This is a genomic window from Pseudomonas sp. CC11G (genome assembly GCF_056174845.1).
Window position 1 is genome coordinate 197,007 of the sequence record NZ_JBWBZC010000001.1, and the last position, 21,587, is coordinate 218,593.

The 21,587-nt window shown below is 62.7% G+C and carries 23 protein-coding genes and 1 pseudogene; 14 read left to right on the forward strand and 10 right to left on the reverse strand.

The genetic code is table 11. The features are described 5' to 3' along the window. Nucleotides 1–79: 79 nt before the first annotated feature. Nucleotides 80–487, reverse strand: a complete 408-nt coding sequence (locus AC0V2S_RS00960) for a YkgJ family cysteine cluster protein (protein WP_475508100.1) — start codon at nucleotides 485–487, stop codon at nucleotides 80–82. Between the two features lie 286 nt (nucleotides 488–773). Here AC0V2S_RS00960 and AC0V2S_RS00965 point away from each other — a divergent pair, with 286 nt between their 5' ends. The 7 genes and pseudogenes from AC0V2S_RS00965 to AC0V2S_RS00995 all read left to right on the forward strand — a co-directional run bounded on the left by AC0V2S_RS00965 (nucleotide 774) and on the right by AC0V2S_RS00995 (nucleotide 10,277). Next, a complete protein-coding gene (locus tag AC0V2S_RS00965) occupies nucleotides 774–4,418 on the forward strand; it encodes a DUF2339 domain-containing protein (protein ID WP_475508101.1) in 3,645 nt (1,214 codons plus the stop codon). Further along, nucleotides 4,415–5,794, forward strand: a complete 1,380-nt coding sequence (locus tag AC0V2S_RS00970; RefSeq protein WP_475508102.1) for a DUF3999 domain-containing protein — start codon at nucleotides 4,415–4,417, stop codon at nucleotides 5,792–5,794. The genes AC0V2S_RS00965 and AC0V2S_RS00970 overlap by 4 nt, the downstream gene beginning before the upstream one ends. A 214-nt stretch (nucleotides 5,795–6,008) precedes the next feature. Beyond that, the gene (locus AC0V2S_RS00975) at nucleotides 6,009–7,676 is read left to right on the forward strand and encodes a histidine kinase N-terminal 7TM domain-containing diguanylate cyclase (protein WP_475508103.1); all 1,668 of its coding nucleotides are present in this window, start codon (nucleotides 6,009–6,011) and stop codon (nucleotides 7,674–7,676) included. 101 nt (nucleotides 7,677–7,777) lie between these two features. Continuing rightward, nucleotides 7,778–8,787, forward strand: a pseudogene (locus AC0V2S_RS00980) (class 1 fructose-bisphosphatase). Nucleotides 8,788–8,790: 3 nt separating this feature from the next. Beyond that, nucleotides 8,791–9,393: a DUF924 family protein gene (locus AC0V2S_RS00985; RefSeq protein ID WP_475508104.1), complete on the forward strand. Its 603-nt coding sequence runs from the start codon at nucleotides 8,791–8,793 to the stop codon at nucleotides 9,391–9,393. Nucleotides 9,394–9,452: 59 nt separating this feature from the next. Then, the gene (bamE, locus tag AC0V2S_RS00990; RefSeq protein WP_475508105.1) at nucleotides 9,453–9,707 is read left to right on the forward strand and encodes an outer membrane protein assembly factor BamE domain-containing protein; all 255 of its coding nucleotides are present in this window, start codon (nucleotides 9,453–9,455) and stop codon (nucleotides 9,705–9,707) included. Nucleotides 9,708–9,719: 12 nt separating this feature from the next. After that, on the forward strand, nucleotides 9,720–10,277 hold the full coding sequence (locus AC0V2S_RS00995; RefSeq protein ID WP_475508106.1) for a lipocalin family protein: 558 nt from the start codon (nucleotides 9,720–9,722) through the stop codon (nucleotides 10,275–10,277). A gap of 107 nt (nucleotides 10,278–10,384) precedes the next feature. On the opposite strand, the gene AC0V2S_RS01000 is transcribed toward AC0V2S_RS00995, so the two are convergent. Continuing rightward, nucleotides 10,385–10,780: a DUF2141 domain-containing protein gene (locus tag AC0V2S_RS01000; RefSeq protein WP_475508107.1), complete on the reverse strand. Its 396-nt coding sequence runs from the start codon at nucleotides 10,778–10,780 to the stop codon at nucleotides 10,385–10,387. An 89-nt stretch (nucleotides 10,781–10,869) separates the two neighbouring features. Between AC0V2S_RS01000 and AC0V2S_RS01005 the strand changes: the two genes are divergently transcribed. The 4 genes from AC0V2S_RS01005 to darH are packed head-to-tail and all read left to right on the forward strand — an operon-like array spanning nucleotide 10,870 to nucleotide 14,397. Then, a complete protein-coding gene (locus AC0V2S_RS01005; RefSeq protein WP_475508108.1) occupies nucleotides 10,870–11,787 on the forward strand; it encodes a dialkylrecorsinol condensing enzyme in 918 nt (305 codons plus the stop codon). Between the two features lie 54 nt (nucleotides 11,788–11,841). Continuing rightward, entirely contained in the window at nucleotides 11,842–12,999 is a 1,158-nt protein-coding gene (locus tag AC0V2S_RS01010) for a beta-ketoacyl-ACP synthase III (protein WP_475508109.1), read from the forward strand. Then, complete coding sequence (locus tag AC0V2S_RS01015; RefSeq protein ID WP_475508110.1) at nucleotides 12,989–13,399, forward strand: DarG family dialkylresorcinol biosynthesis protein; 411 nt, start codon at nucleotides 12,989–12,991, stop codon at nucleotides 13,397–13,399. Before AC0V2S_RS01010 ends, AC0V2S_RS01015 begins: the two co-directional genes overlap by 11 nt. After that, a complete protein-coding gene (gene darH, locus AC0V2S_RS01020; RefSeq protein WP_475508111.1) occupies nucleotides 13,396–14,397 on the forward strand; it encodes a BtrH-related acyltransferase DarH in 1,002 nt (333 codons plus the stop codon). Before AC0V2S_RS01015 ends, darH begins: the two co-directional genes overlap by 4 nt. 157 nt (nucleotides 14,398–14,554) lie before the next feature. On the opposite strand, the gene AC0V2S_RS01025 is transcribed toward darH, so the two are convergent. The 6 genes from AC0V2S_RS01025 to AC0V2S_RS01050 are packed head-to-tail and all read right to left on the reverse strand — an operon-like array spanning nucleotide 14,555 to nucleotide 18,928. Next, nucleotides 14,555–15,112 carry a hypothetical protein gene (locus AC0V2S_RS01025; protein WP_475508112.1) on the reverse strand — a complete coding sequence of 186 codons (558 nt, stop codon included), beginning with the start codon at nucleotides 15,110–15,112 and terminating at the stop codon, nucleotides 14,555–14,557. After that, a complete protein-coding gene (locus AC0V2S_RS01030) occupies nucleotides 15,109–16,221 on the reverse strand; it encodes a beta-ketoacyl synthase N-terminal-like domain-containing protein (protein WP_475508113.1) in 1,113 nt (370 codons plus the stop codon). Before AC0V2S_RS01030 ends, AC0V2S_RS01025 begins: the two co-directional genes overlap by 4 nt. Further along, nucleotides 16,218–16,484, reverse strand: a complete 267-nt coding sequence (locus tag AC0V2S_RS01035; protein WP_475508114.1) for an acyl carrier protein — start codon at nucleotides 16,482–16,484, stop codon at nucleotides 16,218–16,220. The genes AC0V2S_RS01030 and AC0V2S_RS01035 overlap by 4 nt, the downstream gene beginning before the upstream one ends. Continuing rightward, a complete protein-coding gene (locus AC0V2S_RS01040; protein WP_475508115.1) occupies nucleotides 16,466–17,647 on the reverse strand; it encodes an ABC transporter permease in 1,182 nt (393 codons plus the stop codon). The genes AC0V2S_RS01035 and AC0V2S_RS01040 overlap by 19 nt, the downstream gene beginning before the upstream one ends. Further along, nucleotides 17,644–18,528, reverse strand: a complete 885-nt coding sequence (locus tag AC0V2S_RS01045) for an ABC transporter ATP-binding protein (RefSeq protein ID WP_475508116.1) — start codon at nucleotides 18,526–18,528, stop codon at nucleotides 17,644–17,646. Before AC0V2S_RS01045 ends, AC0V2S_RS01040 begins: the two co-directional genes overlap by 4 nt. Beyond that, entirely contained in the window at nucleotides 18,521–18,928 is a 408-nt protein-coding gene (locus tag AC0V2S_RS01050) for a beta-hydroxyacyl-ACP dehydratase (RefSeq protein WP_475508117.1), read from the reverse strand. The genes AC0V2S_RS01045 and AC0V2S_RS01050 overlap by 8 nt, the downstream gene beginning before the upstream one ends. 109 nt (nucleotides 18,929–19,037) lie before the next feature. Here AC0V2S_RS01050 and AC0V2S_RS01055 point away from each other — a divergent pair, with 109 nt between their 5' ends. Together AC0V2S_RS01055 and AC0V2S_RS01060 are read left to right on the forward strand one after the other, a co-directional pair. After that, nucleotides 19,038–19,451 (forward strand): hypothetical protein, encoded by a 414-nt coding sequence (locus AC0V2S_RS01055; protein WP_475508118.1) that lies wholly within the window; start codon nucleotides 19,038–19,040, stop codon nucleotides 19,449–19,451. Then, the gene (locus AC0V2S_RS01060; RefSeq protein WP_475508119.1) at nucleotides 19,445–19,591 is read left to right on the forward strand and encodes a hypothetical protein; all 147 of its coding nucleotides are present in this window, start codon (nucleotides 19,445–19,447) and stop codon (nucleotides 19,589–19,591) included. The genes AC0V2S_RS01055 and AC0V2S_RS01060 overlap by 7 nt, the downstream gene beginning before the upstream one ends. A gap of 81 nt (nucleotides 19,592–19,672) precedes the next feature. On the opposite strand, the gene rimK is transcribed toward AC0V2S_RS01060, so the two are convergent. Then, complete coding sequence (rimK, locus tag AC0V2S_RS01065) at nucleotides 19,673–20,578, reverse strand: 30S ribosomal protein S6--L-glutamate ligase (RefSeq protein WP_108096487.1); 906 nt, start codon at nucleotides 20,576–20,578, stop codon at nucleotides 19,673–19,675. Then, the gene (rimB, locus tag AC0V2S_RS01070; RefSeq protein ID WP_475508120.1) at nucleotides 20,553–21,053 is read right to left on the reverse strand and encodes a retropepsin-like aspartic endopeptidase RimB; all 501 of its coding nucleotides are present in this window, start codon (nucleotides 21,051–21,053) and stop codon (nucleotides 20,553–20,555) included. Before rimB ends, rimK begins: the two co-directional genes overlap by 26 nt. A 106-nt stretch (nucleotides 21,054–21,159) precedes the next feature. Between rimB and AC0V2S_RS01075 the strand changes: the two genes are divergently transcribed. Then, nucleotides 21,160–21,561: an RNA-binding S4 domain-containing protein gene (locus tag AC0V2S_RS01075; RefSeq protein ID WP_475508121.1), complete on the forward strand. Its 402-nt coding sequence runs from the start codon at nucleotides 21,160–21,162 to the stop codon at nucleotides 21,559–21,561. Nucleotides 21,562–21,587: the final 26 nt, after the last annotated feature.

Consider the following 21,587-nt stretch of genomic DNA (forward strand, 5'->3'; position numbering starts at 1 on the left):
ATTCTGGGTCCCCGCCTGCGCGGGGACGACGGTGTGTCTATTGGGAGAGGGCTGGGCGGGGGAGCCGGCCGTTACGCGTTCAACCCTTCGCAGCCGGCTTGGGCTTATATGCACAATACCCAGGCCGCGGCCCGATCTTCGGGTGATTACGGCAGGTATCCGGCCGCTGTTCATAGATGGTGCACAACCGGGTCTTGCGATCCAGGTACAGGCAATCGTTATTGCCCATGCGTGTCAGCGTGTAGATGCCGTACTTCTGATTGAAGCGCTCCACCACACCGTCTTTCATCAACCGCTTGGCGATCTGCTTGGGCGGTTCGCTGCGCTCGAATTCCTGCACCAGGCCAATGCGCAGGAGGTCGGCGAATTTCACTTCCACCGGCATCGTGCAGCAACTGGAAACGCAGCTGCTGCACATGCTGCGTTCGTATTTGATCCAGGTGTCGGTGCGATCGAGTTCGGCGCCGACTACCAATAGCTTTGTCATGACTTGCACACCTGTAAACGCCACCGTCTGGCAGGGCTTGAAGAGCGCGCTACGCCGTGTGGGGGGCGGCATCATAGCGATATTGGTGAAATTGTGAACAACCATCCGCCGATTCAACGCAAACCGTGCACTGGTAGTGGCGGCGCGCCGGGGTAGGGCGGATATACTCGCGCTCTTGCAGGCCCCGGCCTGCGTGAGCTGGACAGGGATGCCCAGGCGGCAGATGTGACGTTGCCGCTGTAGGGGCTGTCATTGGCTGGCACCTCGCCTGACTAGGAAGCGCTGCATGCAATGGATTTTCATGCTGGTGGGTCTGCTTATCGGCGTTTCGCTCGATGAGTCGATCACGGACGGTTTACTCGGTGCCCTGCTGGGGTTTGCCGTCGGCCAATGGCTGCAACTGCGCAATCTGCAGCTGCGCAACGAAGAGCTGCAAACCAAGCTGACCGGCTTTGCCGACCGCTTCGAGCGCGGCACCAGTGCCGTCAGCGCACGCCTGGCACAGTTGGAAGAGCGCCTGGCCAGTGGCGCCGCCCCCGAGCCTTCACCGGCGCCGGTCGTGGTTGCCGAAACGCCCGCCGCCACAGTCGATGAGCTGGACTTCACCCTCGACTTCGAACCTGAACCCATTACCGTCGCGACCGATGAACCCGGTCTGGTGTTCGAGTTGCCGCCCGAGTTGCTGTCCACGCCGCCAACGCCGGTCGCCGCCGCGCCATTCCAGGTCGTGGACGACTGGACCCGCGAGCCCGCAGCCCCGCAACCACCCCGCCAGCCGCCCGCGCCGCCAACGCCACGCGAACCCAACCTGTTCGAGCGCGGTTTCAGTGCGGCGAAAAACTGGCTGTTCGGCGGCAACACCGTGCTGCGTATCGGCGTGGTGCTGTTGTTCCTCGGCCTGGCCTTTTTACTGCGCTATGCCACCGAAGGCATGGTGGTGCCGATTCAAGTGCGTTACGCCGGGGTAGCGGCAAGCGCCGTGGCCTTGCTGGCGCTGGGCTGGTGGCTGCGCCACAAAAATCCAAACTACGCGTTGATGCTGCAGGGCACCGGTATCGCCGTGCTGTACCTGACCACCTTCGCCGCGTTCCGCCTGCATCCGTTGCTCGACCCGACCATGGCGCTAAGCCTGTTGGTGGTCGTGACGATCTGCTCAGCCATTCTCGCCGTCACCCAGAACGCCATGGCCCTGGCTGCCGTCGCCGCGCTCGGCGGTTTTGCCGCGCCGATTCTGACCTCCACCGGCAGCGGCAACCATGTCGCGTTGTTCTCCTATTTCATCCTGCTGAACAGCGGCATTCTGGCCATCGCCTGGTTCAAGGCTTGGCGCCCGCTGAACCTGATCGGTTTTGTCGGCACCTTCGGTATCGGCTTTGCCTGGGGCGCGCGGTCGTACACACCGGAGCTGTTGTGGAGCACCGAGCCATTTCTGGTGGTGTTCTTCCTGATGTATGTGGCCATCGGTCTGCTGTTCGCCCGGCGCAAATTGCGCGAGCTGAGCGACGGCCCGGCTGACGACAGCCGCGAGGCGCTGCTCAGTTGGTCACGCCGCCAGGGCGACTATGTGGACGGCACCATGCTGTTCGGTCCGCCGCTGGTGGGTTTTGGCTTGCAGTTCGCGCTGGTGCAGCACCTCGAATTCGCCGCCGCTTTCAGTGCCTTGGCCATGGGCCTGCTGTATATGCTGATTGCCCGCGTGCTGGTCGGCCGTGCGCCGGGCCGCGCGTTGCTGCTGGTGGAAACCTGCATGGCGCTGGGGGTGATCTTCGGCTCGCTGGCCATTCCCCTGGGCCTGGATGCCCGTTGGACCTCCGCCGCCTGGGCCGTGGAAGGCGCCGGCATTTTCTGGCTCGGCCTGCGTCAACAGCGGCCACTGGCCCGCGCCTTTGCCATGCTTCTGCAACTGGGCGCGGCGATTGCGTTCCTGGTGGATCTGCACAGTGGCGAGCACACGCTGCTCGACGGCTCCTGGCTAGGTGCGTTGATGCTCGGCGTCGCCTTGCTGTTCAGCCACTACCAACTGCGCAAGGCCACACCCGAGCAAGCCAAAGACTGGGAGCGTCGTGGCCTGCCGGTATTGGCCGTATTGGGCCTGAGCTTCCTGTACCTGCTTGCGCCGCTCCATCTGCAAGCCGAAGCCACGGCCATCTGCTGGGCGCTGGCCGGGCTGGCGACCTTGTTTGTCGGCTTGCGTATTCATTCGCGCAGCTTCCTGTTTACCGCCTTCGGTGTGCAGTTGGTGGGCGGTGCGTTGTTCCTGCTGCAACTACGCGGTGCAACCGGCGATGAAAGTGGCGTGTTCAGCGCAGGCTGGCGTGGCCTGGTGGTGGCATCCCTGATCGGCCTGGCGCTGATCGGCGGCATGCTGGTGGCGGCGCGTGACAGCCAGGTGCGCAGCGATGCGCGGTTGATGCGCGGGCTGTCGCTGGTGCTGCTGGTGGGCCTGGTGTTTATCAACCTGGCGGTACTGTTCGTGCTGCCTTGGCAAACCGCCAGCGCGGTGTGGGCGGGCAGTGGGTTGCTGATCGTCTGGCTGAGCCTGCACCTGCAACAGCGCGCCAGTTTTGTTTTTGGGTTGCTGCTGCAAGCTTTGGGCGGCATTGCCTTCCTCGCCGCTAGCCCGCTGTTGCTGGGCCCGCTTAGCAGCGAAGGGCTACGGCCATTGGCCCATGCTGGTTTCTGGACGCCGGCGACCCTGGCGCTGGCTGCCCTTGTCGGTGCCTGGCGCCTGATGCGCGCGGCGCGTAATGACAACGACACCATGGGCTCGCTGAGCCTGGAGCGCCTCTCGCAATTGCTCGTGGTGTGGGGCGCCGGCTGGTGGGTGTTGGCGGCGGTCAGTGAAGTGCTGCGCTTTGCCGAACCGACGTTGCAGGTACCGCTGCTGCTGATCGTCGCCGCCGCCAGCGTGGCGCTCTGGGCCTGGCTGGCCGCGCGGGAGAACTGGCAAGCGCTGGCCTTGCTGTGCCCGCTGCTGGTGCCGGCCGCCGGCGTGGCTTTGCTGTATGCCTGGCAGGTGGACTACCACCCGGCCGCGCGTTTCGGCTGGCTGGGCTGGGGACTGGTCTTCGCTGTGCACCTGTGGTCGTCGCGGCGCCTGGCCACCTTGCTACCGGCCAACGCCCTAAGCGCGGCCCACGTGTTGGGTTGCTGGCTGATGATTGGCGTGCTGGCGCTGGAACTGCGTTATTTGCTCTACGTGCTGTCCGACCACTACAACGCCTGGCGTTGGCTGGGTTGGGCGGTGTTGCCGAGCATCTACCTGCTGGCCATGGCCTCAAAGCGCGACTGGCCGTGGCCGGTGCGTGCTTATGGCCGCGAGTACCGGCTGTACGCCGCGCTGCCGTTGGCGGTGCTGATGCTTGGTTGGTTCTGGCTGGCCAATATCGCCAGCGACGGCAATGCCGAGCCGCTGCCGTATGTGCCGCTGATCAACCCACTGGAGCTGGGCATGCTGTTCGCCCTGTTCGGTGTATGCCGCTGGCTACATAACGCGCTGCCGCATATGCCGGATGGCGAGCGCCTGGGCTGGCTGCCGCAGGTGATCGCCGGGGCGTCGCTGTTTGCCCTGTTTACCGCGTTGGTATTCCGTGCCGCGCACCATTGGGGCGGCGTGCCGTACCAGTTGGATCTGCTGCTGGAGTCGATGCTGGTGCAGGCCGGGTTGTCGATTGTCTGGACCCTGATCGCCCTGGCCCTGATGATTTTCGGCCACCTGCGTAGCCGCCGCGAAATCTGGCTGGTGGGCGCCGCGCTGATTGCCGTGGTGGTGGCCAAGCTGTTCTTCGTTGAACTGGGCAACCGCGGCGGGCTGGAGCGCATCGTGTCGTTTATCGGCGTGGGCGTGCTGTTGTTGATCGTGGGTTATTTCGCGCCGCTGCCGCCTCGGCATGCGGAGTCTGAAGCTGAAAAAGAGCAGGCCAGTTTATGAGTGCGGAGTTTTCTCGGGCGGCCCTGCGCCGCGTGGTGGTGGCAGCAGCTATCGCCTTGGCAGCGGGCGGCGCGGTGGCTGAAGAGCGCGCGGATTACCGCACCCAGGTGCCGCTGACGCTGACTGGCGAAGGCCCTTGGTACCGCCTGGAAGTGCCCATGGCTCTGCGCCTGGCCGCGCACTTTGGCGACCTGCGCGATATGCGCGTGTTCAACGCCGAAGGCGAGGCCCAGGCTTACGCCCTGACGCTGGGCAGCGCCGAGCAAAGCGAAACCAGCACTGCCTCGGCAGTGAAGTGGTTCCCGCTGTACAGCGCCGTCGATGCGCCAGCCGGTGCGCCGAGTGTAAGGGTTGAACGCACCACCGCCGGCACCATCGTCGAAGTCGGCCCGCAAGCGGCGACCTCAACCGACAAACAACAAGTGCTGCGCGGCTGGCTGCTGGATGCCAGCGCCATCGATGCGCCGCTGAACAAACTGAGCCTGGACTGGACTTCCGAACAAGACGGCTTCCAGCGTTTCTCCATCGAAGCCAGCGACGACCTGCAAACCTGGTCGCGCTGGGATGACGGCCAGATCGCCCGCCTGGCCTTTGCGGACGAGCGCCTGGAACAACGCGACACCACCTTGCCCGGTCAACGCGCGCGCTATCTGCGCTTGCTGTGGCTAGCGCCGCAAAAGGCGCCGGTGCTGATCAGCGCCGAGTTGTTCAGCACCTCGCAGAGCAGCGTGCCGGCGCCGTTGTCCTGGTCGGACAGCTTGTCCACCACGTTGGTAAAAGACGGCGAATACAGCCTGGATCTGCCGGTGCCGTTACCGCTGGAATTGCTGCGGGTGGAATTGGCCCAGGCCAACACCCTGGCGCCGGTTAGCGTCAGTGCGCGGCGTGACAGCAAAGACAACTGGCAGCCGTTGGCGCGGGGCCTGCTGTATCGCCTGCCGGAAAACGGCAAGGATGTGGTGCATGACGAGCTGCAGCTGCCGGGGCAGTGGGTGCAGCACTTGCGGTTGCAGGTCGATCCCCGTGGCGGCGGTTTGGGTAAAGGTGCGCCGACGGTACGGGTCGGATTGCGCTCAACCCAGTTGGTGTTCCTGGCGCGCGGTACGCCGCCGTATGTGCTGGCGTTGGGCAATGCCAATGGCAAGGCCAACAGCTTGCCGCTGACTACGCTGATTCCCGGCTACGACGACAAGCGTCTGGCCAAGCTGGGCGTGGCCAAGGCAGGGGAGGCGGTGGTGGTTGCGCCGACGGCTGCGACAGCAACAACGGCGGCCAGTGTTGACTGGCAGCGTTATGGCCTGTGGGCCGTGCTGTTGGTCGGTGTCGCGTTGTTGGTGGGCATGGCGTTGAGTTTGTTGCGCGCGCAGAAGTCGTAATTTGCGTATTGGTGCGCGGCCCAACGCGCACCAGGCGATCCACGTCGTTACGCAGAAGATCTTTAGTTTTTCGCCCCAGATGGCGTATCGTTGCGCGTTCGCGCCAATGCTGGCATGGGGCCCTTCCGGCCGCGCCGGTCCACCACTTTCCTGAAGTATCCCGCAGAGAGCTCCCCGGTTCGGGCGTCGGCTCTTGGACGGTAGGTATCGCGTCATGAGCCTTTGCAGTAACTCGGGTTGGGCGTTAAGCATGCCGTTGGTGTTTACCGTATTGGTATGCGTCGGTGTGCTGATGCTTGCCCATTGGGTTACTCGCCAGCGCGGCTTCCCCGGCCGCGACAGTTTCTTTCTGCTGCATATGGCCAGCTTCTGGTGGCTGGTAGCCGCCAGCCTGGAAATGGCCGCGCAAGGCAGCAGCTGCAAAATGTTCTGGGCCAGCATGGCCTGGCCCGGCATCGTCGGGTTGCCGACGTTCTGGGCGGTGTTTCTCTGGCAGTACGTCAACAGCGAACGCAAGCCGCTGCCGCTCAGCCAGATCGCGGTGTTTGCCGCCGTGCCGGTGGTGGTCTGGCTGCTGGCGCTGAGCAACCCCTGGCACGGCCTGTTCTACACCTTCGATTCGGCGCCGGTTTCCGACCTGCCAGGCGCCCCGGTCAACTACCGCCACGGCCCGCTGTTCTACGCCACGGCCATCTACGAATACGCGTTTGTGCTGTTCTGTTTGGCCGTGGTGATCAAGGCCGCAGTGCTCAGCAGCGGCGTGCACCGCCGGCATTATCTGGGTTTTGTGGTGGTGACCTTGTTGCCCTGGGGCGCCAACCTGTCGTACGTGTTCTGGAATGTGCAGCTGTTCGGCTTCGACCCCACGCCCTTCTGCTTTGCCTTCACCTTGTTGGCGTTTTCCTGGCTGATCGTCGGCGTGCGGCTGTTCGACCTGTTGCCGGTGGCGCGCCATCTGCTGCTGCAGGAGTTGCTCGACCCGGTGCTGGTGGTCGACACCCAGCACCGTGTGCTCGAAGCCAACCCCGCTGCCTGCCGCCTGGCCGATAAAACCGGGCAGTGGCAAGGCGTGCCGCTGAGTGAGTGGCCGGTGTATGGCGCGGCGCTTGAAGCGTTGTTGCAGCAACCGCTGAGTGCCAACAACGACCGGTTGTTGACCCTGGAAGACCCGGAGCGTTATTTCGAAGTGAGTTGCCGCGCCATCGAACGTGCCACCCGCAATGGCACCTCGTTGCTCGGGCAGATGCTGTATTTGCGCGATGTCACCCAGCGTCATCTGAGCGAACGCAAGCTGGCCGAGGCGCTGGCGGTGAGCGAAGACCGTCTGCGCACTATCTCCAGCCTGCACGAGCGGTTGCAGGAGCAAGCGCTGCGCGACCCGCTGACCGGCCTCTACAACCGCCGCTACCTCGACGAATTTTTCGACCGCGAATTGGCCCGTTCCCAGCGCGAGAAAAAACCGCTGGCCCTGGCGCTGATCGACCTCGACCACTTCAAGGCGCTGAACGACGCCCATGGCCACCTGGTCGGCGACGACGTGCTGGTGCTGGTCGCGCAATTGCTCAGCGACGCCTTGCGCAGCACCGATGCGGTGTTTCGTATTGGCGGCGAAGAATTCCTGCTGATTCTGCCCGGCGTCGGCCCAGAAGAAGCGCGCCAGCGCCTGGAGCGCATCTGCCTGCAATTGGCGATCACCCCGATCGTTACTCGCAATGGCCCGCAAAAGGTCACCTTGTCGGCCGGTATGGCCTGTTGGCCGGCCCAGGGCGAGTTCCTCGAAGACCTGTTGCAGATCGCCGATGCGGCGCTCTACGAAGCGAAACGTAGCGGCCGTAACAAGGTTTGTGGCATGGATACTGCGTCGTCCAAGGACTTGTCCTAGGTGTGTACTGAACTCTCCTGACAGCCCCTGGGTCTGACAGGAGGAATTGCAGGCAGACTCGCGCTAAACTGCGCGGGATTTCAAACCCTCTGGAGCACTCCATGTCCCGCGTTACCCTCAGCCGCTACTTGATCGAGCAGACCCGAAGCAACAACACTCCCGCCGATCTGCGCTTCCTGATTGAAGTGGTCGCGCGTGCCTGCAAGGAGATCAGCCACGCGGTATCCAAAGGCGCCCTGGGTGGCGTACTGGGCAGCATGGGCACCGAAACGTGCAGGGCGAAGTGCAGAAGAAGCTCGACGTGATCTCCAACGAGATTCTGCTCGAAGCCAACGAATGGGGCGGCCACCTGGCCGGTATGGCGTCCGAAGAAATGGACAACGCCTACCAGATCCCCGGCAAATACCCGAAAGGCGCCTACCTGCTGGTATTCGACCCACTGGATGGTTCGTCGAACATCGACGTCAACGTCTCGGTCGGTACCATCTTCTCGGTACTGCGTTGCCCGGACGAATACCTGAGCCAGAACGACAGCCTCGACGAGCAGGCATTCCTGCAACCAGGCACCAAACAAGTGTGTGCCGGTTACGCCATCTACGGCCCGCAAACCATGCTGGTGCTGACCTTGGGCAACGGCGTGAAAGGCTTCACCCTGGACCGCGAGCTGGGCAGCTTCGTACTGACCCACGACGACATCCGCATTCCGGAAACCACCGCTGAATTCGCCATCAACATGTCCAACTCGCGTCACTGGGAAGCGCCAGTCAGCCGCTACGTGGATGAGCTGTTGGCCGGTAAGGAAGGCCCGCTGGGCAAGGACTACAACATGCGTTGGGTCGCGGCCATGGTTGCCGACGTACACCGCATTCTTACCCGTGGCGGTCTGTTCATGTACCCGCGTGATTCGCGTGAGCCGAGCAAGCCGGGCAAGCTGCGCCTGATGTACGAAGCCAACCCGATGTCCTTTATCGTCGAGCAGGCCGGTGGCGTGTCTACCAACGGCGTGCAGCGCATTCTCGATATCCAGCCGACCTCGTTGCACCAGCGTGTGGCGGTGTACCTGGGTTCGAAGGAAGAAGTCGACCGCGTTTCTGCCTACCACCAGGGTTAAGGCATGAGCGCCCCTTGGCAGCCGTTGCTGGACTGGTGGTTTGGTTCCGGCGAAACGGCGGCCGAGGTGGCGAGCGCGCAGAACGGCCTGTGGTTCGGCAAGCAAGATAGCCAGGACGACTACGCCCGCGAGCACTTCGCACCCCTGGTGCGCCAGGCGCTGGCGGGTGAACTGGAAGACTGGACCGAGACCGCCGAGGGTTGGCTGGCGCTGATTCTCTTGCTCGACCAACTGCCCCGCATGATTTACAGGGACACTCCCTTCGCCTATTCCGGCGACCTCCGTGCCCAGCAACTCGTAGCCCGTGGCCTCGCCGCCGGCTGGGAACAAGCGCTGGCGCCACTGGAGCAAACCTTCGTGTACCTGGTGCTGGAACACAGCGAAAACCTCGCCAGCCAGAACCTGGCCGTCGAGCTGTTTGCCGGCTTGCTCGAACAGGTGAGCGAAGAAGACCGCGACTACTTCACCAATACCCTCGACTACGCTGAACGTCACCAGCGTGTGATCGTCCGTTTTGGTCGTTTTCCCCACCGTAATCAGGCACTTGGCCGTGAGAGTACGGCTGAGGAAATTTCCTATCTCAAGGAACCCGGTTCCGGCTTTTAACGTCCAAGCAGGCAGTTGCCAGTCGCCTGTCTATCCTTTCCCTGCCTTGGAGTTCTTCCATGACCCTGCGTCGCATCCTGCTCTTGTCGTTCTGCGTGCTGATCACCGCGTGCAGCAAGATCAATCAGGACAACTACTCGAAAATCAGCGTCGGCATGAGCAAAGCCGAAGTCGAACAACTGCTCGGCACGCCCACCGATTGCTCAGGCGCCATTGGCCTGTCCAGCTGCACCTGGGGCGATAAAGAAACCTACATCAGCATTCAATACGCCGGCGAGAAAGTGGTGGTATTCGCCGGTCATGGCCTGAAATAAGGGAGCTCGCTTATGCGTTTTTACCTGACGTTATGTGCCGCACTAATGATGAGCGGCTGCGCCAATTCCGGCACCGGGCCGGTGCCACCGAAAACCGTGGATAAAGTCGACCTCGAACGCTATCAGGGCACCTGGTACGAGGCGGCGCGGTTGCCGATGTTCTTCCAGCGCGACTGCGCGCAATCCGAAGCCCATTACACCTTGCAGGCCGATGGCAAAGTGGGCGTGCTGAACCGCTGCCGTACCCTGGAAGGCAAGTGGCAGGAAGCCAAAGGCGAGGCGGTGCCGCAGGTGGAAGGCAAGACCGACAAACTGTGGGTCACCTTCGATAACTGGGTGAGCGATTTGCTGCCGGGTGTCGTCAAGGGCGAGTACTGGGTGCTGTACCTGGACGACGACTACCAAACCGCGTTGGTCGGCAGCCCTAACCACGAGTACCTGTGGTTGTTGTCGCGCACGCCTGAGCTGAAGCCTGGCATGAAGGAAAAATTGCTAGAGGTTGCCAAGGGTCAGAACTACGACACCGGCGAGTTGATCTGGCGTACGCCGGATGGGTCGATCAAGAAATAAGCGGCAAGGACCGTAGGATGGGTGGGGCCGCCTGGGCGAGCGTAGCGAAACCCATGCTGAATCGGCGAAACGATGGGTTTCGCCTCTGGCTCTACCCATCCTACGTGTCAGCGCTTCGCTTTGGGTGACTGCAGCTTGATTTGCACTTCGGTATCGCCCGTCCCATGCTCGAACCCGCACTTCAACGGCGTCGGCTTTCCCGTGAGCAGGGCGGGGTTGTTGGAAAACCCCACCGGCTCCAACGGCACGCCGCGCGGGCTTAAGTCCAGCTCACCGTTGCCATTGCTGTCCTGATACAACTGCAATGCATACCGCCCCGGCGGCAGGTTGCGCAGGCGTATGGTGTGCTCGCTGCCGTGCACTTCGCGCAGCGGCGTTTGCGGCCAGGTTTGCTGGTCGGCGAACACCAACGCCAGCCCCAATTCCCCCTCGGCCTGAACGCCGTCGATCTTGACCACAATGTCGCCCGCCACGGCCTGTGCCCCGACGAGTAACAGGAACAAGCCGGCAGTTCTGGCCAGCTGGGTTACAGAGTGATGATTTCTGTGTGGCATAATTCCGGCACTTTTGTGTTGCAAGGATTGCGCGCGCTATGCGTCAGGTGTTGGTGGTTCACTATTCACAAACAGGGCAGTTGAGCCGGCTGGTTCATGCCGTGTGCGGCCCGCTGCAGCAGCGCGATGATATTCAGGTGGACTTTTTGGCCATCGAACCTGCGCAACCTTACCCCTTTCCCTGGCCGTTTCTCAGCTTTTTCCGGATCTTTCCCGAGACCGTGCTGATGCGCCCGCAGCCGCTGAAACCCTTGGCGGTCGATCCGCAAAAACGCTACGACTTGATCATCCTGGCTTACCAGGTGTGGTTCCTTACGCCGTCCTTGCCCATCACCAGTTTTCTCGCCTCGCCTGAAGCTGCACAGCTGTTGCGCGATACGCCGGTGGTGACAGTGATCGGCTGCCGCAATATGTGGCTGATGGCTCAGGAAAAACTCAAAACCCGCCTGAACGAACTCGGCGCACGGCTGCTCGACAACGTCGCGCTGACCGATGCCTGCGGCACCGCCGCGAGTTTTCTGTCCACCCCGCTGTGGATGTTTACCGGCCGGCAAAAACCCTACAGCTGGGTGCCGCGTGCCGGCATCGAAGAGACGGAAATCACCGCCTCTAGCCGTTTTGGCGACGCCATTGCGCAGCGCTTGAGCGCCGATGATTTGCCGCTTACCGAGCCCATGCTGCAAGGCCTGGGCGCGGTGCGCGTGGATGAAAAACTGATCGGCAGCGAAACCGTCGGCAACCGCAGCTTCCAGTTGTGGAGCCGGCTGCTGGCGTTTATCGGCCCGCAGCAAAGCCTGCGTCGCGGTCTGGGGCTGGTGGTGTATGTGGCGTTTCTGCTGTGTCTGATCATTACCGTGGTGCCGCTTGGCGCCGTTCTGAAGAAGCTGCTGGCGCCGGTGTTCAAAGCCCGTACCCAGCGGCAGAAAGCTTACTTTGCCGGTCCGTCCGGTGAGTGATGAGCGCGCAGGCTGTGCGCTGCGCGTTCTGAAGTGACTCGAAAAGGAAGTACCGTGGTTCAACCCGTATTTATCAACCGCATCAGCGCCTTTCTGCCCCATGACCCAGTCGACAACGACAGCATGGAAGGCCGTCTGGGGCTGGTCGGTGCGCGCCCCTCGCGGGCCCGTAAGCTGGTGCTGCGCAGCAACGGCATTCAGAACCGCCACTACGTGATTGACCCCGCCACCGGCGAGCCGAGCATGACCAACGCCCAGGTCAGCGCCGAAGCCATTCGTGGTCTGGCCGGCAATGGTTTTGAGCTGGACCAGCTCGACTGCCTGGTGGCCAGCAGCTCCTCGCCCGACCAGGTGATGCCCAACCACGCAGTGATGGTGCACGGCGAACTCGGCAACCCGCCGTGCGAAGTGGTGTCCACCGTCGGCATCTGTTTGTGCGGCATGACGGCGCTGAAATACGCCTGGCTCAGCGTGGCCAGTGGCGAAAGCCAGAACGCCGTGGCGTGCGGTTCGGAAGTGGCTTCGGTGCTGATGCAGGCGAAGAACTTCAACGCCGAATACGAAAGCCGCGTCGACGAGCTGGAAACCCACCCGGAAATTGCCTTCGAAAAAGACTTTCTGCGCTGGATGCTTTCCGACGGCGCCGGTGCCGTCTTGCTGCAAAAACAACCGAATGCCAAAGGCCTGAGCCTGCGTATCGACTGGCTGGATATCTATTCGTTCGCCGACCAGATGCCGGCCTGCATGTACGCCGGCGCCGACATGGAAGGCGGCCAGCTCAAAGGCTGGAGCCGCTATACCGCCGACGAGCGCGGCCGTAATTCGGTGATGGCGATCAAGCAAAACGTCAAACTGCTCAACGACAACATCGTCAAATTCACCGTGGAGCAGGCGCTGCAACGGATCATGTCCAAGCGCACCTTGCACGCCGACGCGATCGATCTGTTTCTGCCGCACTATTCCTCGGAATTCTTCCGCGAGCGTCTGGCCGTTGGCCTGCGCAACGCCGACCTGCCGATTCCCCAGGAGCGTTGGTTTACCAACCTCACCAGCAAGGGCAATACCGGCGCCGCGTCGATCTTCATCATGCTCGAAGAACTGTTCAACGGAGGCCGCCTGCACAGCGGTCAACGCCTGCTCTGCTACGTGCCCGAGAGCGGGCGTTTTTCCAGTGCCTTTATGCATCTGACGGTGGTTGGCGATGAAGCTTGATGACGTGCCGCAAGACCACAGCTCCACCTACGGCGGGCACAGTAAGCTGGTGTATGCGGTGGATGCCGACGGCCACTACCAAGGCTCGCAAAGCGACGGCTGGGAACCCGAGGCCTACTCCACACAACTGGCGGTGCAAGAGCTTGAAGACCTGGCTGCCGAAGCCAATGCCGCCTGGCAGCGCGGTGAACTGTCGCCGCTGAAATTTCTGATGTACCGCTACCGCCTGGACGAGCCCGCGCTCGCGCAAATCACCGGGCTGTGGCAATGGCGTATTCGCCGGCACTTTCGCCCGGCCATTTATCAGCGTTTGTCGGCCGCCATTCTTGGCCGATACGCCGAAGCGTTCGGGTTGCCGCTGGCCGACCTGACCCAATACCAGAACAAGGACAAGGCATGAGCAGTTTCCAACACCGCCAGAGCGCCCACTGCGAAAGCGGCGTGATGGCCAGCCTGCTGACCCATGCCGGGTTGCCGATGAGCGAGCCGATGGCTTTTGGCTTGGCTTCCGGTCTGGCGTTTGCCTACCTGCCCATCGTCAAACTCAGCGGCATGCCCCTGATCGCCTACCGCATGCCGCCCAAGCACCTGATCAAAACCCTGAGCAAACGCCTGGGCGCCAAGCTGCACACGCAAACCTTCGGCAAACCCGAACAAGGCCGCCTGGCCCTCGACGCGGCGCTGGATAGCGGTCGTCTGGCCGGCCTGCAGAGTTCGGTGTTCTGGCTGCCGTATTTTCCGCCCGAAATGCGCTTTCACTTCAACGCCCACAACCTGTTGGCCTATGGCCGTGAAGGCAACGACTACCTGATCAGCGACCCAGTGTTCGAAGAGCCCGTGCGCTGCGCCAGCGAAGACCTGCAAAAAGCCCGCTTCGCCAAAGGCGCGTTGGCCGCCAAGGGCCTGATGTACTGGCTCGACGATGTGCCGCTTGCGCAGGACTGGAACAAGCTGATCCGCCAGAGCGTGCTGTCGACCACGCGCATTCTCGACGGCATGCCGCTGCCGTGGATCGGCATTCGCGGCATTCAGCACCTGGCCAGCAAAGTGGAACAGCTCGACCCGGCGCAGGTGAAATACAACCGCCTGTACCTCACCCATATCGTGCGCATGCAGGAAGAAATTGGCACCGGCGGTGCAGGCTTCCGGTTTATGTACGCCAGCTTTTTGCAGGAAGCGGGGGAGAAGCTGGGCGACGCCAACTTGAAAGAGGCGTCCGTGCAACTGACGGCGATTGGGGATAACTGGCGGCAGTTTGCGTCGGCTTGTGTGCGAGCCAGCCGGAGTAAAACCGAAGCGCCAAATTTTGCGCCGATTGCGGATGCGTTGCGGGGGATCGCGTTGCAGGAGCGGGGGTTGATGAAAGAGTTAGGCGCCTGGGCCAAGCGTAAAAGTTAAAAAGCAATTGATGCTGGCTGAACCTTGCGCGCTTCAATTCGAGATTCTGGATTCCGAATCGTCGGACCGCCGCCTACGCGGGAATGACGGTGGTCTTGCAGAAAAATCTCCGTCATTCCCGCGCAGGCGGGAATCCAGAATTCAGCAGGAGAGCGCGTTATTTCAGAGCGAGCTGTTGCACCTGAACGCACGCGCTCAGTTCGCCAAAGCTGTTGGCAGACAAACCACCATCCCCCTCCACCAACACCCCCTGCACACAAAACTCCCCACTCTCATCCACCACCAGCAACAACGCCTGGCTGATCACCCCCGCCTGCAGATCCACCCGCGCCAACCCAAGCAATTGCGACCACACCCGCGGCCCGGCACCGATAAACAGATTCGGCCCCTCCAGCCCCAACTGCTGCGCCACATGAAACCCTGCGGCATTGCTCACGCTGTTCACAAACTCGAAGGGCTTGGGCTGTTTGTGCTGCACGCACACGGCGTCCAGCAAGGCGATCATGGTCGGCCGCGCCGGGTGGCGGGAGGCGAGGTACAGGCCGCAGTCGCTGCGTACGTGTTCCTTCAAAGCAGCAGCACCAAGCAGGGCCTGAAAAATCAGCCGGTCGATACGCCGTGGCGGGTTGCTGAGCCATTGGCTGAGCGCCGCTTTCAGGTCTTTATCGCTGGTGCTGGCCGAGCCACGGATTTCACTGGCGGCAATAACCTTCATCGCGCACCTCCTACGCACTGCCATACCAGGCTGGCGTTGTTGCCGCCAAAGCCGAAGAAGTTGGCCAGCAGCACGGCGCCGTCGGGCAGTTCAACAGGCTCGCTGCTTAATGGCAGACTAGCCTCGGCGGCGTAATCCAGCCCGGGCAACTGCTGCTGTTGCAGGGCCTGCATCAGCAACAGGGTTTCGCTCAAACCGCAGGCGCCGAGGGTGTGGCCGAGCCAGGGTTTGAGTACGCACAGCGCCGGCATGTTCTCGCCGTACAGGCTGAGCATGCCGTTGCGTTCGGCAACATCGTTGGCTTGGGTGGCGGTGCCGTGCAGCTTCACCAGCGCCACGTCGGCGGCGCTGCGTTCAGCGCTTTTCAGGGCTTGCTGCATCACCCAGTCGATATGCCTGCCGTCTTCGCGGGTGGTGGTCAGGCTGCTGGTGTCGCAGGCGCTAAAACCGCCGAGCAAGCGGGCCAGCGGCGCGGCGCCGGGTTCGAGCGAGAGCAGGGCGGCGGCGTAGGTTTCGCCCAGCACCAGACCGTCGCGCTCGGGGTGAAAGGGGCGGTAGTGGCCGCTGGGGCTGAGCAGGTCCAGCGCGCCAAAACCCTGCATGGCCACGGCGCTGGGCGTTTCGTAGGCCAGCAACACCACGCGGGTAATCGGGCCATTGCCGAGCAAGCGCGCGCCATACAGCAGGCCGTTGGCCGCGCTGGTGCAGGCGGTGTTCAGGGTGAAGGCATCGGCAAAACCCCAGCGCTCGCGCAGTTGCTCAGCGATGCGGTCGAGCGATGTGGAGTCATCCGGCAAGAACTGCCCCTGCGCGGCGGCGCGGGCTTCCAGTTCGAGGATATCCAGGCTGGTGCTGGCGACGATCAACGCGCAGTCAGCCAGCGGCCCGTGCTCGGCGCCTAGGGTTTCGCGCAGCAGTTGATCCAGTCGGGCGTCGAGGGTTTGCGTGGGGCCGACTACGTCCAGGTAGGTTCGCGGTTGCTGCAATTCGTGCAGGAGAAACGTGCGCCCCTGGGCCTTGCGACTGTCGCCCAAGGCACGGCTCGCGCTCGCCAGGTCAGCGCCCAACGCGCAGTGCAGGGCCCCGCGTTGCAGGTACACCGGAGTCACTGCGACTGCCTGATAAACGCGGCGATGGTGGCGATGGTATTGAGGATGCGCCGGCCGTCTTTGGCCCCTTCAATGCGCACGCCGTAATGCTGTTGCAGCGCGAGGGAGACCTGCAGGGCGTCGAGGCTGTCCATCTGAATGCGGCTCTTGGGGCCGAACAGCGGTTCGTCGTCGGCGATGCTCTGCCAGTCGATATCGTCTTCCTTGTCGCATTCGCGGATCAGCAGCTGCTTGAGCTGTTGTTCTAATAATGTGTGGTCCATTGCGTGTGCTGCACTCGCTGCTTGAACAGAAACAACCCCAGGCTCCCCAGCACGGCTGCAAGCAGCAACAGGCGTAGGCAGTAGGGCGCGATATCGGCCAGTGAGCCGTGGCCCACCAGCAGGGTGAGAAAGGCGTCCAGCGCCCAGCTCATGGGAGACACTTCAGCCAGTTGGGCCATGGCCGCCGGCATTACGCTTTTGGGCACCATGATCCCGCCGATGGCCGCCAGCAGGATATTGATGCCGCCACCGAGTAATAGTGCCTGCTCTGCACTGCGCGCCACGGCGGCGAGCAGCAAGCCGAGGCAACTGGTGGTGAGCGCGATGCTGATCGCCAGTACGCCGTAGGCAAACGGATTGCCCGGCAAGCTCAGCGGCTCCAGGCCCAGCGCGGGCAAGCCGTAGACACCAAGCGCCAGCAGCAAGGCGAACTGCAGCAGATTGAGCGCCATATACGGCAGCACTTTGCTCAGCACCAGGGTGCGCAAACTCAGGCCCAGGCAACGCAGGCGCAGCAAGGTGCCGCTTTGCTGTTCTCGCTGAAATCCGCCAGCCATGGGCAGCACCACGAAAAACATGCCGAAGATCAGCCAGGCCGGCACGCTCATTTGCGTGGCGTTGGCCTGGCCACTAAGGTCGCCGTTGGCCAGTTGCTGCTGCTCGTCGATCTGGCTTTGCGTACGTTGCTGAATCAGTTCCAGACGCTCGGCGGCGCTCAGTTGCGGGTCCAGCGCGCCGCTGTCTTGCAGGTAGGCAAGCAGCCGCGTCTGGGCCAGGGCGATGCTGACCGCACTGTGCAGCCGCTGACGGGACAGGCGATCGAACTGCGCCGGAAAACTCAGCGTCGGGCCCTGGTGCGGCGTGGCCAGCAGGGTGTCGGAGAAGTCGGCGGGTAGACGCACGGTGGCCCGGTTGGCGCCGTTGTCTATCTGGCTATCGGGCAATTGCGCCTGCAACGCGGCGCGGAAAAAGTCGCTGGCTTCGCTGTGCTGCGGCACGTCGAGGCTCAGCTGCAGCGGCGGCAAACGGTCCTGCATATAGCTCGACATCGCGCCGGCCATCAGCAGCAGAAACAGCGCCGGCATGATAAACAGCACGGCCAGCGCATGGGGGTCGCGAACCAGCAGCAGGCCTTCTTTGCGCATCAGGGCGAGCAGTCTCATAACTGGCCTCCGTTGAGGCGCAGGTAGAGTTGTTCCAGCGAGGGCCGGCCGAAACGCATCAGCGTGGGCAGCGGATTTTGCGTGCCGACAAACGCACTGATGGCCGCCAGTTGCTCGCCATTCAAGGCGGCGATGCGCATGCCCTTGGGCAATATTTCGGCGCTCAATTGGAGGTTGGCCAAGAGGGCGTCGAAGCCGGCGGGAATCTGCTCGGGCCATTCCAGCAGCAGGCCGTGGTCGGCGCCGAGCAGTTGCGTGGTGTCGAGGTCCAGGCGCACCTGACCTTCATGCAGCAGCAGAATGCGCTGGGCCACGCGCTCGACTTCTTCCAGGTAATGGCTGGTGTAGATCACCGCTTTACCGCTGGCGGTCAGTTGTTCGACGGCGGCCAGCAGCAGTTGCCGGCTTTGCGCGTCGACGCCGACCGTGGCTTCGTCGAATAGATAGAGCTGCGCCGGTTGCAGCAAACCGATGGCGAAGTTCAGGCGCCGTTGTTCGCCGCCAGACAGGCTCTCGGCGCGCCGTTGCAGTTTGTCCGCCAGGCCCGTGCAGTCGATGCACAGCGCCAGGCGCTCACGGCGCTCGGCACCGCGCAGGCGATACAGGTCGGCAAACAGGTTGAGGTTTTCGCCCACCTTCAGCCCGGCATAAAAGGCCAGTTGCTGCGGGACCAGGGCGAGGCTGCGCGGGCCCTCCCACAGCAGTTCGCCGCTCTGCGGGGCGAGCACATTACTGAGCAGCGAGAGCAGGGTGGTTTTGCCGGCGCCGTTACTGCCCAGCAGGCCCAGGCATTGGCCGGCGCGCAGGTGCAAGTTGATGCCCTGCAAGGCCGCGCGGTCGCTGCCCGGGTAGCGGTAACCGAGGTTGCGCAGCTCAAGCACGGACGAGCACCAGCAGCAGTTTGCCGTCCAGCAATAATTGGTTTTGCGCGTGAATGGTAAAGGCGTACAGAGCGCCGGCCGGGCTTAGCGCTTCCTGCGTGGCGGCGACCAACAACGCGCCATTGCGCTCGGCCGGTTCATGGTGCAACTGCAGCTGGGAGAGCTTGCCGACCAGGGCCATTTCAATGGCACTGTCGTCGCCGTATAAGGCACCATGCGCGGCACAGAGCTGAGCGGCGGCTTCGAAAAGCAGGCAAGGCGAGGCGTTATTGCCGAACGCGGCGAGATGCTGCCAGCCACTCAGGCCCTGAATGCGCTGGGCGTCGTGCTCAAGCAGGCAGTCCAGCCAGAGGGCGTTGCCCTGATGGGGCAGCAGCGTATGCAATTCGGTGCGATCCATTGCGTGCCGGGTAGGAATTTTCGAAGGCCGGCAGTGTAACAGAGGGCCCGTAAGGGGCGCAGCGCGTGCGGCGGGCCTGTTTCGCGGGTCGCGATAAAAGGAGAAGGGTATGTGGCAACAGTGGCTGGCGTTCGCTCTGGGATCAGGCGTGCTGGTGGGAATTTCCTGGCGGGCCATGAGCCATCCGCAGTCCCATGGGTTTTACCGGTTCTGGGCCTGGGAGCTGATGCTCGCGCTGCTGGTGCTGAATGCGCCGGTGTGGTTTTTCGAGCGCTATTCGTGGCATCAGGAGGTGTCGTGGACGCTGCTGTTTCTGTCGCTGGTGGTGCTGGGGCTCGGCGTGTATCAGCTGCGCCGCGATGGTCGGCCGAATGCGCAGCAGCGTACCGATGAAGAGTTGTATGCGTTTGAACGTACGTCGCAGCTGGTGACCGAAGGCATCTATTCCCTGATTCGCCACCCGCTGTTCTGCTCGTTGCAGTTGCTGAACTGGGGCATCTTTTCAAACAGCCGGGCGTGCTGACCGTGGTGCTGGCGCTGGGGGCGAGTGTGTTTTTGTACCTGGCGGCCAAGCGGGATGAGGCTGAGTGCACGGCGTTTTTTGGCGAGGCGTATCGCGACTATATGCAGCGTACGAAGATGTTTGTGCCGTACGTTTTTTGACGCCCACCGTCATCCCCGCCTGCGCGGGGATGACGGACGTAGGGGCGGAGGAAGTGGTAAGCCAAACGTTGCGCAGATTAATCAGCCCTTGCCTTTGGTGCGCACCATATTCGGCCCACCGTTCTTTTCTAGGTGCTGAATGATGATGCTGCCCACATCCTTGCCGGTGGTCACTTCAATGCCTTCCAGGCCTGGCGAGGAGTTCACTTCCATCACCAGCGGGCCGTGGTTGGAGCGCAGGATATCCACGCCGGCCACCGACAACCCCATCACCTTGGCCGCGCGAATGGCGGTCATACGTTCTTCCGGGGTGATCTTGATCAGGCTCGCCGTGCCGCCACGGTGCAGGTTGGAGCGGAATTCTCCGGGTTTGGCCTGACGCTTCATTGAGGCAATTACCTTGTCGCCCACCACGAAGCAGCGAATGTCGGCGCCGCCGGCTTCCTTTATATATTCCTGCACCATGATGTTTTGCTTGAGGCCCATAAACGCCTCGATCACTGACTCGGCCGCCTTCTCTGTTTCGCACAGCACCACGCCGATGCCTTGGGTGCCTTCGAGCACCTTGATCACCAGCGGGGCGCCGTTGACCATCTGGATCAGGTCGGGAATGTCGTCCGGCGAGTGGGCAAAGCCGGTCACCGGCAGGCCGATGCCGCGACGCGAGAGCAGTTGCAGCGAGCGCAGTTTGTCCCGCGAGCGGGCAATGGCCACCGATTCGTTCAGCGGGAACACACCCATCATTTCGAACTGGCGCAGCACCGCGCAGCCGTAGAAGGTGACCGAGGCGCCGATGCGTGGAATCACCGCATCGAAGCCTTCCAGCGGTTTGCCGCGGTAGTGGATCTGCGGCTTGTGGCTGGCGATGTTCATATAGGCGCGCAGGGTGTCGATCACTACCATTTCATGCCCACGCGCTTCGCCGGCTTCGACCAGACGGCGGGTGGAATACAGACGCGGGTTACGCGACAGCACAGCAATCTTCATGCAGCACCTGTGGAAGTGGATGAGGTGGGAAACACGGTTTGTCCTGGACATAACGAAGCCCCGGGTTGACCACCAGGTGGCCATCGACCAGGGCTTTGGAACCGAGCAACAAGCGATAACGCATGGACTTGCGACAGGCCAGGGTGAATTCCACCTGCCAAACCCGGTCACCGAGGGCCAGGCTGGTACGGATCACGTAACGGCTTTGGGTGTGACCGTTGGAGCTCTTAATGGTTTTAACTGCTACGAGCGGCGCTTCGCAGTGCCGATGGCGCAGTTGCACCAGCGTGCCCAGGTGCGCGGTGAAGCGAACCCACGGTTGACCGTCGCGCTGGAACTCGACGATGTCGGTGGCATGCAGGCTGGACGTGCTGGCGCCCGTGTCGATCTTGGCGCGCAGGCCCGCCACACCGAGGTCCGGCAGGGCGATCCATTCTTTCAGGCCGACGACGGTAAGGTGATCGAACGTCTTCAAAAGGTACTGTCCGCAAAAGGTCACCGGATTCTAGCTGCGCAGTATGACAACCGCATCCGCCGATGTTTGGTTAGAGTTAAAGCGTCACGAAACGAAAAGGCCGTTCATGAAAGAGCACGAAGACGACAACAAAGTACGCCTGGATAAATGGCTGTGGGCAGCGCGCTTCTTCAAGACGCGTGCCCAGGCCAAAGAGGCCATAGAAGGTGGCAAGGTGCATTGCCGGGGCGAGCGCTGCAAGCCGGGCAAGGAGCCGAAAGTAGGCGATGAGTTGCAGATTCGCATCGGCTTCGACGAACGCACGGTGCTGGTGCAGGCATTGTCGGCCGTGCGCCGTGGTGCGCCAGAAGCACAGCTGTTGTACAGCGAGACCGCCGACAGCATCACCCGCCGTGAAGCGGCTGCCGCCCAGCGCAAAGCCGGCAGCCTTGGCGTGGAAACCGATGGCCGGCCGAGCAAGAAGCAGCGCCGTCAGCTATTCCAGTTCCGTGGCGACCGCGGCTTATAGCCCGGCGCTTATAGAAGGTACCCGCG

Bases quoted from the DNA above. Each gene is read 5' to 3' on its own strand.
- AC0V2S_RS01055 (WP_475508118.1), top strand. From the start codon at position 19,038: ATGTGGCAACAGTGGCTGGCGTTCGCTCTGGGATCAGGCGTGCTGGTG.
- AC0V2S_RS00970 (WP_475508102.1), top strand. From the start codon at position 4,415: ATGAGTGCGGAGTTTTCTCGGGCGGCCCTGCGCCGCGTGGTGGTGGCA.
- AC0V2S_RS01040 (WP_475508115.1), bottom strand. From the start codon at position 17,647: ATGAGACTGCTCGCCCTGATGCGCAAAGAAGGCCTGCTGCTGGTTCGC.
- AC0V2S_RS00975 (WP_475508103.1), top strand. From the start codon at position 6,009: ATGAGCCTTTGCAGTAACTCGGGTTGGGCGTTAAGCATGCCGTTGGTG.
- AC0V2S_RS00985 (WP_475508104.1), top strand. From the start codon at position 8,791: ATGAGCGCCCCTTGGCAGCCGTTGCTGGACTGGTGGTTTGGTTCCGGC.
- AC0V2S_RS00960 (WP_475508100.1), bottom strand. From the start codon at position 487: ATGACAAAGCTATTGGTAGTCGGCGCCGAACTCGATCGCACCGACACC.
- AC0V2S_RS01005 (WP_475508108.1), top strand. From the start codon at position 10,870: ATGCGTCAGGTGTTGGTGGTTCACTATTCACAAACAGGGCAGTTGAGC.
- AC0V2S_RS01025 (WP_475508112.1), bottom strand. From the start codon at position 15,112: ATGAAGGTTATTGCCGCCAGTGAAATCCGTGGCTCGGCCAGCACCAGC.
- darH (WP_475508111.1), top strand. From the start codon at position 13,396: ATGAGCAGTTTCCAACACCGCCAGAGCGCCCACTGCGAAAGCGGCGTG.
- AC0V2S_RS01050 (WP_475508117.1), bottom strand. From the start codon at position 18,928: ATGGATCGCACCGAATTGCATACGCTGCTGCCCCATCAGGGCAACGCC.
- AC0V2S_RS01075 (WP_475508121.1), top strand. From the start codon at position 21,160: ATGAAAGAGCACGAAGACGACAACAAAGTACGCCTGGATAAATGGCTG.
- AC0V2S_RS00995 (WP_475508106.1), top strand. From the start codon at position 9,720: ATGCGTTTTTACCTGACGTTATGTGCCGCACTAATGATGAGCGGCTGC.
- bamE (WP_475508105.1), top strand. From the start codon at position 9,453: ATGACCCTGCGTCGCATCCTGCTCTTGTCGTTCTGCGTGCTGATCACC.
- AC0V2S_RS00965 (WP_475508101.1), top strand. From the start codon at position 774: ATGCAATGGATTTTCATGCTGGTGGGTCTGCTTATCGGCGTTTCGCTC.
- AC0V2S_RS01015 (WP_475508110.1), top strand. From the start codon at position 12,989: ATGAAGCTTGATGACGTGCCGCAAGACCACAGCTCCACCTACGGCGGG.
- rimK (WP_108096487.1), bottom strand. From the start codon at position 20,578: ATGAAGATTGCTGTGCTGTCGCGTAACCCGCGTCTGTATTCCACCCGC.
- AC0V2S_RS01035 (WP_475508114.1), bottom strand. From the start codon at position 16,484: ATGGACCACACATTATTAGAACAACAGCTCAAGCAGCTGCTGATCCGC.